General features: G+C 37.7%; 16 protein-coding genes. 7 read left to right on the top strand and 9 right to left on the bottom strand.

Translation table 11 applies throughout. The features are described from left to right. Positions 1-290: 290 nt before the first annotated feature. The 6 genes from I6F65_RS17115 to I6F65_RS17140 all read left to right on the top strand — a co-directional run bounded on the left by I6F65_RS17115 (position 291) and on the right by I6F65_RS17140 (position 3,974). On the top strand, positions 291-971 hold the full coding sequence (locus I6F65_RS17115) for a PspA/IM30 family protein (RefSeq protein WP_197114102.1): 681 nt from the start codon (positions 291-293) through the stop codon (positions 969-971). Between the two features lie 9 nt (positions 972-980). Further along, positions 981-1,187 carry a PspC domain-containing protein gene (locus tag I6F65_RS17120; protein WP_024610643.1) on the top strand — a complete coding sequence of 69 codons (207 nt, stop codon included), beginning with the start codon at positions 981-983 and terminating at the stop codon, positions 1,185-1,187. 102 nt (positions 1,188-1,289) lie between these two features. Then, positions 1,290-1,616: a hypothetical protein gene (locus tag I6F65_RS17125; RefSeq protein ID WP_197114104.1), complete on the top strand. Its 327-nt coding sequence runs from the start codon at positions 1,290-1,292 to the stop codon at positions 1,614-1,616. 79 nt (positions 1,617-1,695) lie between these two features. Then, positions 1,696-2,205: a copper chaperone PCu(A)C gene (locus I6F65_RS17130; protein WP_197114127.1), complete on the top strand. Its 510-nt coding sequence runs from the start codon at positions 1,696-1,698 to the stop codon at positions 2,203-2,205. A gap of 8 nt (positions 2,206-2,213) precedes the next feature. Further along, the gene (locus I6F65_RS17135; RefSeq protein ID WP_197114106.1) at positions 2,214-3,200 is read left to right on the top strand and encodes a DUF2333 family protein; all 987 of its coding nucleotides are present in this window, start codon (positions 2,214-2,216) and stop codon (positions 3,198-3,200) included. 3 nt (positions 3,201-3,203) lie between these two features. Further along, positions 3,204-3,974, top strand: a complete 771-nt coding sequence (locus tag I6F65_RS17140) for a TIGR04219 family outer membrane beta-barrel protein (protein ID WP_197114108.1) — start codon at positions 3,204-3,206, stop codon at positions 3,972-3,974. A gap of 37 nt (positions 3,975-4,011) precedes the next feature. Here I6F65_RS17140 and I6F65_RS17145 read toward each other — a convergent pair whose 3' ends face one another. Together I6F65_RS17145 and I6F65_RS17150 are read right to left on the bottom strand one after the other, a co-directional pair. Then, positions 4,012-4,899: a TIGR03899 family protein gene (locus tag I6F65_RS17145; RefSeq protein ID WP_024609462.1), complete on the bottom strand. Its 888-nt coding sequence runs from the start codon at positions 4,897-4,899 to the stop codon at positions 4,012-4,014. Then, a complete protein-coding gene (locus I6F65_RS17150; protein ID WP_024609461.1) occupies positions 4,868-5,449 on the bottom strand; it encodes an SRPBCC family protein in 582 nt (193 codons plus the stop codon). Before I6F65_RS17150 ends, I6F65_RS17145 begins: the two co-directional genes overlap by 32 nt. A gap of 389 nt (positions 5,450-5,838) precedes the next feature. On the opposite strand from I6F65_RS17150, the gene I6F65_RS17155 reads away from it, so the two are divergent. Further along, a complete protein-coding gene (locus I6F65_RS17155) occupies positions 5,839-8,016 on the top strand; it encodes a YgiQ family radical SAM protein (RefSeq protein WP_197114110.1) in 2,178 nt (725 codons plus the stop codon). A gap of 192 nt (positions 8,017-8,208) precedes the next feature. Here I6F65_RS17155 and I6F65_RS17160 read toward each other — a convergent pair whose 3' ends face one another. The 7 genes from I6F65_RS17160 to I6F65_RS17190 all read right to left on the bottom strand — a co-directional run bounded on the left by I6F65_RS17160 (position 8,209) and on the right by I6F65_RS17190 (position 13,710). Continuing rightward, positions 8,209-8,760, bottom strand: coding sequence for a protein disulfide oxidoreductase (locus I6F65_RS17160; protein ID WP_197114112.1), 552 nt, complete (start codon positions 8,758-8,760; stop codon positions 8,209-8,211). A gap of 52 nt (positions 8,761-8,812) precedes the next feature. Then, positions 8,813-10,171 (bottom strand): magnesium transporter, encoded by a 1,359-nt coding sequence (mgtE, locus tag I6F65_RS17165; protein ID WP_024609458.1) that lies wholly within the window; start codon positions 10,169-10,171, stop codon positions 8,813-8,815. Positions 10,172-10,259: 88 nt separating this feature from the next. Next, entirely contained in the window at positions 10,260-10,532 is a 273-nt protein-coding gene (locus I6F65_RS17170) for an HPr family phosphocarrier protein (protein ID WP_024609457.1), read from the bottom strand. Positions 10,533-10,570: 38 nt separating this feature from the next. Then, on the bottom strand, positions 10,571-11,419 hold the full coding sequence (gene rapZ, locus I6F65_RS17175) for an RNase adapter RapZ (RefSeq protein WP_024609456.1): 849 nt from the start codon (positions 11,417-11,419) through the stop codon (positions 10,571-10,573). 19 nt (positions 11,420-11,438) lie between these two features. After that, complete coding sequence (gene ptsN, locus I6F65_RS17180) at positions 11,439-11,891, bottom strand: PTS IIA-like nitrogen regulatory protein PtsN (protein ID WP_166109754.1); 453 nt, start codon at positions 11,889-11,891, stop codon at positions 11,439-11,441. A 4-nt stretch (positions 11,892-11,895) separates the two neighbouring features. Beyond that, positions 11,896-12,183, bottom strand: coding sequence for a ribosome hibernation promoting factor (gene hpf / locus I6F65_RS17185; RefSeq protein ID WP_024609454.1), 288 nt, complete (start codon positions 12,181-12,183; stop codon positions 11,896-11,898). 27 nt (positions 12,184-12,210) lie between these two features. Continuing rightward, the gene (locus I6F65_RS17190) at positions 12,211-13,710 is read right to left on the bottom strand and encodes an RNA polymerase factor sigma-54 (protein ID WP_166109635.1); all 1,500 of its coding nucleotides are present in this window, start codon (positions 13,708-13,710) and stop codon (positions 12,211-12,213) included. Positions 13,711-13,770: the final 60 nt, after the last annotated feature.

Consider the following 13,770-nt stretch of genomic DNA (forward strand, 5'->3'; position numbering starts at 1 on the left):
CAAAAGATGATAAGGGTATTGTGAAGCAACCAAAAGATCGGTCAACCGATCAAAAATACCTTAACTGATCGGTGTTAACTTTCGAGTGGCTTTTTTGATCCCACAATTTAGTCAAAAATATAGTTTATTGGTTAATTACACTCTGCTTTGTTCAGTTTGAAGTCATTAAAAATTTAATGCTTAACTATTTAATTGTTTGATATTAAATGATTTATATTGAAGTTAATGAACTTGGCACAACTCTTGGAATCCCCTTGTTGTAATCAATTTGAAATTAACAGGAGAAGACCGTGGGAATATTTAACCGGGTAAGTGATGTAATTCAATCAAACATTGTAGCTATGCTGGATAAGGCTGAAGATCCTGAAAAGTTACTTAATTTAATGCTTAACGACATGCAAGATGCGTTAAACGAGTGTCGAACCACAGCTGCCGATTTACTATGCGAAGAGAAAATAATTACTCGTCAAATTGAAAATAAAGAAGGTGAGTTAGTCCATTGGCAATTAAAAGCAGAGTTAGCAGTAGAAAAAAGTCGTGATAACTTAGCTAAATCGGCATTACTCGAAAAGCAACGTGTTAGCGAAAGTATTGCTAGTAAGCAAGCGCAACTAAAAACATTGCAAGAGTCTATTTTAAAAATTAAAGCTGATTGTGAGCGACTTCAGCAAAAAATGGTTCAGGCTAAATCAAAACAAACCCAACTAATGCAACGTCATAATATAGTAATTGCTAGAAAGCGAATTAGTACGCAATTACAAAGCGATAAGGTTGCACATGCATTATCTCGCTTTGAGCAAATAGAGCAACGTTTTGAGGGTATTGAATCTCAAATAGAGGCTTATGATTTAACTGACACAGCCAGAACTACTGCAGTTCAAATTGAATCGTTAGTTAAAAATGAGAAAGTTGATGCCGAGCTAGCTAGTTTAAAAGCAAGTTTAAAAACTAATTTACAGAAGACTGCTTAGGAGGTTGTTATGAGTAATTTTAATCATCAACGTAATTGGTATAAAAACACGCTTAACAAAAAAATATCAGGCGTATGTAGTGGGTTGGCTCATAGGTTAGATTTTCCTGTATGGGCAACGCGTTTGGTAACCGTTTTGTTATTTTTGAGTTTTCCATTTGTAATAGCGCTAGGTTATTTTATAGCGCATTGCTGTCTTGAAGAAAAAGCGTATTAATATGTACTCGGGTTATATGATTTTGCTAAGTCAATTTAGCGCAACTTATTTTGTAATTGCTACCTATAAGTGATTTATTAACCCGAATTAAGGAGTGATAAAATGAAAACCTTGGCTGTATGTGTATTGGTTTATTTATTATTTTTTACTGATTTTATATTGTTTATACATTTTGATACTTGGCAGTTTCCGCTTTGGATTGCAGATATTAGCTGGGTGGGGCTTGAGTTAGTTGGTGCTTTAGTGGCAATTGTTTCTGTAGTCGCTGTTGTTGCGTTAATGGCTATGGGATTAGTTGGTGTAGGTATAGTTGCACTTGTAGGTACTGTTTTAGCTCTTTTATTTGGAACAGCAATGATTACATGGTCGTTACTATTTGTTGCTGTATTGTGTTGGTTAGTTATCGGTAACAAAAAAGTGGCTTGTTAATCCTTAATTTTACTGACTATTATAAGTTAACTATGTTAAATTTAGCATGCTATTTTATGTTTTAATAAGGATGAGTATGATGATGAAACTATGTTTTTCGATGGCTTCTGCATTAATGTTTAGTTTTTTTTCGTCATCGTTGTCAGCGCATTCAGGCCATGAACACGGTACTGATGTAGCCGAACTTGAAGTTAGTAATGCCCAAGTTAGAGAGTTTTTGCCTGCAAGTAAATCAAGCGTAGGTTACTTAACCATTACTAATCATAGTGGTAATGCCGCTACCTTAACAAAGGCAAGTATTGATGGGTTGGGTCGTGTAGAAATACATGAGCATTCACACGCTAATGGCATGATGAAAATGCAAAAGGTTGAATCGGTAGTAATTAAAGCGCACAAAAGTGTAAGCTTTCAACCTGGTGGCTATCATTTAATGGTATTTGAGCCGCAAGAACCATTAAAAATAGGGCAAGAACGAAAACTCACGCTATATTTTAGTGACGGTAACCGTTTGTTTACTAATGCTCAAGTTGTCTCACTTGAAGCGCAAGCTGAACAGTCAAAACCATCAACTCAACATTCTCACCACTAGGAGTATATATGTCGCAACATAAAGGAAAAATAGCAGGAATAGTTGTTTTACTGCTTATCATATTTTACGCAATTGCTGTTTATTGGAGCACTGAGCCTTCACGTTTTGATGTTGTTGCAAACGCCAAAGAGCAAGCGCAGCTTCGTAATGAAAAAATAGTTACGGGTTACGTAACTACTTCTACATTAATTACAGTAGCAAATACCTTACTAGATAAACCCGGTGGTTACTTATCAAATGATGTAATGCCGCCAAGTATTATTATGGATGATATGCCGGCGTGGGAATATGGCGCTCTAGAAATGGTGCGTGATTTATCGCTTTCTATGCGAAAAGATTTTAGCCGTTCGCAATCACAGTCTACGGAACATGAAGCACTTAAAAAGGCGCAGCCACAGTTTAATATAAGCTCTGAAGCATGGGCATGGCCAAGCGCTGAAGGTGAGTACCAAAAGGGTATTGATTATTTAATGGTATATCGTGCACAAATTGCTAATGAGCATGAGCGTGATAGCCAATTTTACGCACGAGCAGATAACTTACGTAGTTGGCTTAAAGAAGCTGAAAAACGTTTAGGTAGTTTAAGCCAGCGTTTAAGCGCCAGTGTAGGTCAAGAAAAAGTAAATACAGATTTAGCCGGTAATTCATCAAATAAACAAGCAACACTTGCTCCTCTACAGCAGCAAGTAAGAACGCCATGGTTAGATATTGACGATGTTTTTTATGAATCTCGTGGCGCAACGTGGGCGTTACTACATTTTTTACAAGCGATAGAGTACGATTTTAATGATGTACTTGAAAAGAAAAATGCACGTGTAAGCGTTCAACAAATTATACGTGAGCTTGAGGCAACCCAAGAAACAGTGTGGAGCCCACTTATTTTAAACGGTAATGGTTTTGGCTATGTAGCTAATCATTCACTGGTTATGGCAAATTATATTTCTAGAGCCAATGCGGCTTTAATCGAACTTAGCGAACTACTAGCTCAAGGATAAAAAATGAAAAAGTATTGTTTAGCAGCAGCCCTTTCAATGGCATGTATAGCACCCGTAGCGCAAGCTGATACCTTATTAGGTTTATACGTAGGTGTTGATGGCTGGAAATCAGATAATGATGGCCAGTTTTCTTACAAAAATAATGCACCTCAAGATTTTAATTTTGAAGATGAAACATTTGTAAGTTATTACGCGGCGCTTGAGCACCCAGTACCATTAATACCAAACATTAAATTAAAGTATACAGAGCTTGAGTTAAGTGGTTCTGCGCAGCTTACAGATACATTTAGCTTTAACGGTTCTGATTATGTTGTAGGTACAACGGTTGATACTATTACTGATTTAACTCACATTGATTACATTCTTTATTATGAAATTTTTGATAACGATTTAGTTTCTATTGATTTAGGTTTAAATGCTAAACAGTTTGATGGCGATATAGTTGTAAACGGTACTACTCAAGATGGTGGCACTAACTTTACCGAAACAAAAAACTTCTCTGGTTTTGTTCCATTAGCTTATGGTCGTGCTGAAGCAGGCTTACCATTTACTGGCTTGAGTGTGTTTTTTGAAGGTAGCTTTTTGGCAATCGACGATAGCAAAGTACAAGATTACCAAGTAGGTGTTGCTTGGGAATTAATTGACAACCTAGCTGTTGATGTTGCTGTTAAAGCAGGTTACCGTTCAATGGTATTAGAGCTTGATGATGTAGATGATGTTACAACTGATATTGATGCATCTGGTCCGTTTGTGGGTCTTCAGGTTCATTTTTAATTAGCGATCTCTGTCTAATTAAATAAAGTGTGGCGTGTTATTTTATAGCATGCCACATTAAATCAAACTCCACCTCTAGCGCACTATTTATTAGCTGCTTATACACTTTATTTACGGGGAATTTTATAAGTTTAGATAGCTCATCACCTGTTTGGGTAAACTTATAATAACTCAGTACTAAGTCGTTACTTTTTGCTTTTAACGTTACTTTTTGAGATAAAAATGAGAGCGTGAGTTCTTGTCCCACTTTTAAAACGGCTGATTCTATTTCTTTTCTGTACAGTAAATTAAGATCCATGAGCGTTAAAATATCTGGAAAGCTAATGCCTGTTTTTCCTAAGTTTAAAGATACTTTATTGCCTTTACGTAGCAAATCAAATAAGGATGGTTTTTTATAAAAGCCAAGTAAAATAAAGTGGCTATCATCTTTTTCATTGTAACCAGAAAGCGATACACACTTTTGTAGAGAATCAGCTTCGCGCTGGGTCATATGCTTTAGGGTTTGTAAGCTTTTAATTGAAAAAGTACCCGGATTTAGTGTCTCTCCCGTTAAAATTTTTGCCCATAGAGTTTGCATCGATTCATTTGAAGTGTCTTCACATAGAGCAATGAAATGCTCTACCCAGTCGGCATCTGGTCGTTTACTACTGGTTACATCGGGGCAAAAGCTCATTGCCATAGCTAAAATTGTTTCTATATTTTGCTGTTGTTTAATGAGTAGTAGATTTTGCCTTTTTTGAGCGCGAGCTAAAATAGAGTTATCACTATTGATATGATAAAGCGGTTTTATTTTTCCTTGCGGATCATAACCTTGCTCATTAACAGGAAGTACTCCATTGCTTCCAACCTTTGTTATTGAATAGCCAAGTAGCGACTCTATTGTATTTGCAAGATTAATTCGGGCTTGTGCTGTTTTGACTGTCATGACTTTCCATTATGCTTTGCATATCACTTAATTGAGCAACCGTTTTTAAGTTATTTAACCCAAGTGCTACAGTGTTACCCAACACGTACTCACTAAGTATAGCCATATAGCCTGAAATAAGTATTGTATTGGCTTGCCCTTCAATATGGCATATGACTGTTACAGATTGGTTTTCTTCAATAAATGCGAGAGTACCTTGCACTATGTTTTCATCATCCAGTAGCATATTAAAGCTCATTTTATTTTGGCTTATAGAGGTAATAGTCATTTCGCCATAACCCCATTTACTTACCCATGATTGATGAGCACCTACACCTAAACTTGGCTCATTTACCGTAAATTTAATTGATGGATCGACCTGCTGCCAAGGTGACCATTTATGCCATTGATTAAAGTCGGTTACTAATGATTTGATTGTGCGAGTGTTGGCGTTTATCTCAATTTTTTTATCAACACTATAATTTTGAGGAAGCGTTAGCCCAATCACTACGGCTACGAGTAATAAAAGAAAAAGGGATTGTAAGAATAATTTTAACAGTTTAATAAGCACGCCTTAACTAGTATTTAGCTTGAAATATAAAACTTTTTATTAATCGACTATAGTACGATTTAGGCTATAAACCAAAACTATATTTTATTGACCATATAATAAAATCGTTATAAATATGAGTTGTATTTTATTGTAATACGCAAAAGAATCAAAATGAGAGCAGCGCTTTTAATTTTATTTTTTAAACAAAACTATGTTGTAACTCGTTATTAAAATATATAAAAGTACCTAACAATGAATTGCTCTAGTTCATAATCAGGTTTCAAAAAAGATTACTTAATATAAAGAATTATTTAGAAGTAAAGGTCCTATGCGCTGCAAAAGCGTTGTATATATAAACAATTTAGTAGGGTATAATTCGCGCCCTTTGTTATTCCACGGTCAAATTTATGAGCACACTCAAAGCTAAGCGCGCCTTATTCTCTTACCCAAAATACTGGGCTGAGTGTTACGGCACAGCACCATTTTTACCTACTACACGAAAAGAAATGGATGCACTTGGCTGGGACAGCTGCGACATAATAATAATTAGTGGTGATGCTTACGTCGATCATCCTAGTTTTGGTATGGCGGTAATTGGTCGAGTCCTTGAAGAGCAAGGCTTTAGAGTGGGTATTATTGCGCAGCCAGAATGGGACTCTAAAGATGCATTTATGGAGCTGGGCAGACCCAACTTATTTTTTGGTGTAACAGCCGGCAACATGGATTCGATGATTAACCGTTATACAGCTGAAAAACGTATGCGCCATGATGATGCATATACGCCAGATAACGTAGGTGGTAAACGTCCAGATCGCGCCGTAATGATTTACTCTCAAAAATGCCGTGAAGCATACAAAGGAATACCAATAGTTATTGGTGGTATTGAAGCGAGTCTTCGTCGTATTGCTCATTACGACTATTGGCAAGAAAAAGTACGCCGTAGTATTTTGTTTGATGCAAAAGCTGATATTTTAATTTACGGTAACGCAGAGCGTCCGTTAGTTGAAGTTGCACACCGTATCGCTGCGGGTGAAACAATGGATACTATTCAAGATATTCGCGGCACGGCTGTTATTAGAAAAGAACCTTTACCAGGTTGGCGTGGTAGTGACTCTACCGCTATAGATAAAATTGGTAAAATTGACCCTATTCCAAATCCATACGGCGCTGATGATGTTGGCTGTAGTAAATCTGAATTTAAACAAGCCGGTATAGATTTAAAGGCAGAAGCTGCAAAACCAATTATGGTTCAGCCTGCGCGACCTAAACCATGGGAAAAAACTTACGTTAAGTTACCTGCTTATGAGCAAGTAAGTGTTAACAAACCTTTATATGCCCATGCTTCGCGTATTTTACATCAAGAAACAAACCCTGGTTGTGCAAGAGCGCTGTTTCAACGACATGGCGAACGCTCTATTTGGGTTAACCCGCCAGCATATCCATTAGAAACACATGAAATGGATGCTGTATTTGGTTTGCCGTATCAGCGTATTCCTCACCCAAGTTATGGCGATGCTAAAATACCAGCTTATGACATGATAAAAACGTCTGTAAATATTATGCGTGGCTGTTTTGGTGGTTGCTCATTTTGCTCAATTACGGAGCATGAAGGGCGTATTATTCAAAGTCGTTCGCAAGAATCTATCATTGAAGAAATTGAACAGATTAGAGATAAAGTACCAGGCTTTACTGGTGTTATTTCTGATTTAGGTGGTCCAACGGCAAATATGTATAAACTGCGTTGTACTAGCAAAAAGGCAGAAAGTACCTGTAGACGTTTATCATGTGTGTATCCTGAAATTTGTAAGCACATGGATACAGATCATACGCCAACAATAGACTTGTACAAAAAAGCACGTGAAGTTAAGGGTATTAAAAAGGTATTGATTGCTTCTGGTGTACGTTACGACTTAGCTGTACGCGACCCGCGTTATGTTAAAGAGTTAGTAACTCATCACGTAGGCGGTTACTTAAAAATAGCGCCAGAGCATACCGAAGACGGTCCATTATCAAAAATGATGAAACCAGGCATGGGTGCGTACGATCAATTTAAAGAATTATTTGATAAGTACTCTAAAGAAGCAGGTAAAAAGCAGTATTTAATTCCTTACTTTATTTCTGCTCATCCAGGCACAAAAGATGAAGACATGGTAAACATGGCTTTATGGCTTAAATCGAATGACTTTAAGCTGGATCAGGTGCAAAACTTTTACCCATCACCAATGGCTAATGCGACGACTATTTACCATACAGAGATGAACTCTTTACGTAATATAAAAAACAATACAGAAGTTGTTCCAGTACCTAAAGGTGCACGCCAGCGTAGATTGCATAAAGCAATTTTACGTTACCATGATGCAGCAGGTTGGCCGATGATACGTGAAGCACTGCGTAAAATGGGTAAAGCTAATTTAATTGGTAAAGGACCTAACTGTTTAGTGCCTGAAGAAGGGCGAGATGAGAAATCAGGTAAGGGTGGTAGTAAAGGCGGACGTCCTGCATTAACGCGACATACTGGTTTTAGCCAATTTAAAAAGGCAAACACTAAACCAAAAGTAGGCGGTAATCGTCAAAGTACACGTTAGTGATTAAATCTACTAATTAAATTAGTAGATTAGTTTAATTACGCTAAGGGTTTTTAAGCCCTTTTAATGCGTAAATTAAGTAAACCTTGCTCTTTATTATCTATATTATTGTAGGTGATAAAGAGCGAGCTTTTAGAAACCCCTCTTGAGATAGCACGTATTTAGTGCCTATATACTTGCAGTTAGTTTTTCTTAAAACGTTGATGATAACCACAAACGTAACTTAAGTGACCATAGCGGCTGAATACCTGTTAGCCCTTGTGTCATTTTATTATCTTTTAAGATGATATAGGATGGCGTTACTTGCCCTTGCCAATCGGCAAATATCTCACCGTGTTGATCGTTGACAGTATTAAAGTTGTAACCGTTTTCATTTAAATAGTTATGTAGTTCTTGGTCAGAACCTGACTTTATAGCGATAGTAACCACAGGGTAGTTATTCTCGTTTGCGAGTTCGTTTATTGAAGGGGAGGTAACACTACAAATAGGGCACCAAGTTCCCCAAAAATACACAAGCGTTGGTTTGTCTTGGCTCATTGCTGCTAGATCAATGTTGTGCCCTTTATAATCTATTAATTGTAATTGAGGATTTGCTGGCATAACAGGTTGTCGCCACCAATTTACAGCGTTATAAATTACGAAAAATATGAAGCCATATATCAACACACTCTTTAATATTGATAGGCCTTTTTGTTTTGGCGTTTTTTTAGGTGTGTCTTTTTTATTTTTGGTACTAGTTGTCATAATGGCTGCTTTTTCTCTAAATACGTTAACTTAAAAAATTTACATTTTAAACTTATATCAGCAACCATGTTGCGGTGCCTAAAAAGGCGAATATACCCACAATATCTGTAATTGTAGTTAAAACTACACTACCTGCAAGAGCGGGATCTATATTCATCTTTTTAAGAATAATAGGGATACTCGCACCAGCAACGCCGGCCACAACCAGATTCATAAACATAGCAAAGGCAAGTACGCCACCAAGCATAAAGTCCCATTGCCATAGCGCGATAACACCTGCAATTAACAACGACCACAAAACACCGTTTAACGCGCCAATAGCAAGCTCTTTCATCATTAAAAAGCGTTGGTTAGTTTGATTAATATGACCTACTGCAATACCACGAATAACGAGAGTTAGCGATTGGCTACCTGCAACACCGCCCATTGAAGGAACAATACCGTTAAGTACAGCTAAAATAGGTAAAACATCTAAAGTACCTTCAAAAAAGCTAGCTACAAAAGCAGCAGCAAGAGCTGTTAATAAGTTAACACCTAACCAGACTGAGCGTTTTTTCGAGCTTTTTAAAACGGGAGCAAAGGTGTCTTCTTCATCATCAAGACCGGCTAAACTAAGTAAGCTATGCTCTGCATCTTCTCGTATTACGTCAACAATATCATCGATTGTTACCCGACCAAGTAGCTGATCGTTATCATCTACAACAGGGGCTGATATCCAGTTATGACGTTCAAATAATTGCGCAACCTCACTTTCATCCATAGAAATTGGAATAGATTCGCAATCTTCATCCATTAAATCGAGGACAATTTTTTCAGGTGGATTAGTCAGTAATGTGCTTAATGACAAAGCGCCTATGAAGCAGTTATGTTTATCTACTACATATAAGTCATCGGTACCTTCAGGTAGTTCACCACGCAGCCTAATGTAGCGCAAAACAACATCAAGAGTTACGTCAGGGCGAATGGTTACCGTATCGGTATTCATTAACGCACCAGCAGAGCGCTCTTGATAAGAAAGAGCTTGCGTGGCACGTTCACGGTCTTGAATATCCATAGCGCTAACAACGTCTTTGTAGACGGTATCTGGCAGGCTACGTAATACTTCTCCTAGGTCATCGTGCCCCATATCTTCAGTGGCTGCAGCAATGTGCTTAGGTTCCATTTGAGCAATAATGCCCAAACGTACATCTTCAGAAAGCTCTTCAAGTACATCGCCCTGTACATCGGGGTCAACCAATTGCCAAAGCAGCCGGCGGATTTTATGCGGCGACGACTCTAATAATAATGCAGTATCACAAGGAGCGGTTTTAGCTAACATGCGCCTAACTTGAACAAATTGACCACTGTTAAGCGACTTGGTCACTTGTTTTAATTGTTGTAGTGGGTAGTCTTGTTCAAAAGCTTCGGGCATTGGCGTCCTTAATTAATTTTAATATTACTTTGGTAGGGGAGGTTACTAACTTTTTTGGTTTATCTAATTTTTGATTCTTTATTACTGACTATTCTTGTTCGTTAAATCGTTGCGCTATTAACTGACCAACAGCGTGCAAAGCTTGCTCTGCATCGGGTCCTTCACATACCACTTTAACTTCTTTTCCTTGGCTACTCTCTAGCAGCATTAAGCCTAAAACACTATCACCGGCAGCTTCTTTGCCATCTTGAAATATAGTAATTGAAGCGTCGAATTGTACGGCTAATTGTGCAAGCACCGTTGCAGCTCTAGCGTGTAAGCCTAATTTGTTTTTTATTAAAAACGTGTCTTCTAAACGCATAAGTTACTCTACCTAAGCTGAACAGGTGATTATTTAAATTATTTATTTTCTTGTTCACGATGACGAATTTTTACATTTGGGTGAGTCATCGAAAAGCTTTCACCAATCGTTTGTGCTAAATACACTGAACGATGCTGTCCACCTGTACAACCAATAGCAATGGTTAAGTAGCTACGATTATTTCGTTCTAAATGAGGTAACCACGTTTGCACAAAGGTTTGAATTTGCCATGTAAACTTTTGCACAATACTATGATTAGCTAAGTAGTCTTTAACGGGCTGATCTAATCCTGTTAAAGGTTTTAATTCGGGCTCCCAATGTGGGTTTGGTAAAAAACGTGCATCGAAGACATAATCCGCTTCTTTAGGTATTCCGTATTTAAAGCCAAATGATTCAAAAGTAACAATAAGCTGTTTGTCTTTTTTACCAAGTATTTTTTCTCTGATAGATTCAGCGAGTTGGTGAACACTTAACTCGCTGGTATCAATCATAAAGTCAGCTCTGGTTGTTAGTACATCAAGTAATTCTTTTTCTTTTTTTATAGCTAAATCAAGTGGCAATGAGTCGACAGAAAGAGGGTGTAGTCGTCGCGTTTCAGAAAAACGTTTTATTAATACTTGATCTTCGCTGTCTAAATAAAACAGCGTTGGTTTAGCAAAACCAGGTAAATACTCAAAAATATCATTGAACTGTTCTTGTTCTTTTGGCAAGTTTCGAACATCAATACTCACTGCTATTTTGTCGTAGTTGTCAGAGACACTTCGCACTAGAGAAGGCAGCAGGTTTAGTGGAATATTATCTACGCAATAATAACCTAAGTCTTCAACTACGCGTAAAGCTACCGATTTTCCAGAACCTGATCGGCCACTTATGATAATTAATTCCATTTAACACCTTTTTTATTAATTATGATTGATCAACAATAACTTGGTATAGCTCTGTATCTGATTTTGCACAGCGTAACTGCTTACAAAATTCTTTGTCGTTTAGTTTATCAGCAATGGTTGCTAGAGTCTTTAAGTGCTGTTGGTTATCACCATCTGGTACGATGAGTGCAACAAAAATATCTACAGGGCGGTTATCTATCGCATCAAAGTTAATAGGTGTTTCGCTAACAAGTACTAAAGCTAAAGGTTCTTCTACGCCACTCATTCGTCCGTGAGGGATTGCAATACCTTTACCAATGCCTGTACTACCTAGTTTTTCTCTGCTTAGTAAAGCACTAAGAATATCTTGTTGAGATAAGTAAGGAAGCTTGTTGTGAGCAAGTTCGCTAATAAACTCTAAAATTCTTTTTTTACTATTAAAAAGGACCGCAGCTTTGCTGCAGTCCTGACATATAAGTGAACTTAATTTCATAATATTAGTGTCGAGCAAGCTTCTCTTTGTGTTTGATAACTTGTCGATCGAGCTTGTCAATCAACGAGTCAATGGCGGCATACATATCTTGATGTTCAGTAGAGGCAAATAATTCTGCACCACTGACATGAATTGTTGCTTCTGCTTTTTGGTTTAATTTTTCTACATCGAGAATGACATGAACATTATTAATATGATCAGAGTGCCTTTCTAGCTTCGCAAATTTAGTGTTTACATAGTCTTTTAGTGAATCGGTTACTTCTACGTGACGACCAGTTAAGTTTAGTTGCATAAGCGTTACCCTCTTTGTTTTTGCGTCTTAAATCAGACTTTTTCGCTGATTTGACGGTGGAATAGCCAGAGATTCGCGGTACTTTGCGATCGTGCGTCTAGCTACTTTAATTCCCTGCTCAGCCAATATATCCGCTATCTTGCTATCACTCAATGGTTTTGCTGAGTTTTCTGCTGCGATTAATTTTCTAATCAGAGCGCGTATTGCCGTAGATGAACATTCGCCACCATTTTCGGTGCTTACATGGCTTGAGAAAAAGTATTTTAACTCAAATATTCCACGTGGCGTGTGCATATACTTTTGGGTTGTTACGCGAGAAATAGTCGACTCGTGCATTTCTACCATTTCAGCAACATCATTTAAAACCATTGGTTTCATGGCTTCTGGACCGTGTTCAAAAAAGCCTTGTTGTTGCTTAACAATACAATTTGTTACTTTTAACAATGTGTCGTTTCTGCTTTCTAGGCTTTTAATAAACCATTTTGCTTCTTGTAAGTGTGAGCGAATAAATTGGCTATCACCACTAGATTTAACGGTACGAGACATTGCAGCATATTGGCTGTTTACTCTTATTTTAGGCATGCTATCTGGGTTTAATTCTACAACCCAGCGACCTTTAATTTTTTTAACCGACACATCAGGAATAACATACTCAGACTCTTCTCTAACAATCGTATCAGCGGGTTTAGGGCTGAGAGTATGTATTAGTGTCATTACTTCTTTAAGCTCTTCTTCTTTGAGCTTAGTTTTTTTCATTAATGTACGATAGTCACGAGCAGCTAATAAATCAATATGCTCGGTTAAGATCATTTTTGTTTCATTAATGTAAGGTGTTTCTTTATCAAACTGGTTAAGCTGAATACACAAGCACTCTTGTAAACTACGTGCAGCAATACCGACCGGATCAAACAGTTGGATACGCTTTAAAACGGCTTCAATTTCGTCAAGTTCGACTTCGTTATCATCTTCGTTTTCTTGATTGAAGCTCTCTAAAATTTCTTCACAGCTAAGTGTTAAAATACCAGAATCATCTACGGCTTCAACAATAGCGATTGCAATAGCTTCATCAGTAGGGCTAAAAGGCGTTAATTGTAACTGCCACATTAGGTACTCATGAAGTGTTTCGGTTGAAGCACCTTGGTATATTGACTCGTCCTCAGGCATTGGTCCTGATGACGATGCAGGCGCAGCACTCATGTACTCATCCCAGCTAACATCCATAGCCATGTCGTCACTTACTGTATCTTTAGCAAGTGCTTCACCACTATCTTGTTCGTATTCGCTAGGAGCATCATCTGCAGATGCGCTAACAGTAACGTCATCGTTATCAGCTTTTTGCTCATTTTTGCCAGCAGAATCTTCTGCGTAGTCGTTTTCTTCAACTTCTAGCAGCGGGTTGCTATCAAGAGCTTCTTGTATTTCTTGCTGGAGATCCAATGTACTGAGTTGCAACAAACGAATTGCTTGTTGCAGCTGTGGTGTCATTGTAAGTTGCTGGCCCATGCGCAGCTGTAATGATTGCCTCATTTATCTCTAACAATCCTTTTATGTTGTTATAATTAATACTAGCAGATGCTCAAAGACATG

The sequence above is a fragment of the Pseudoalteromonas sp. SWXJZ94C genome, from assembly GCF_015864385.1.
Classification (GTDB): Bacteria; Pseudomonadota; Gammaproteobacteria; order Enterobacterales; family Alteromonadaceae; genus Pseudoalteromonas.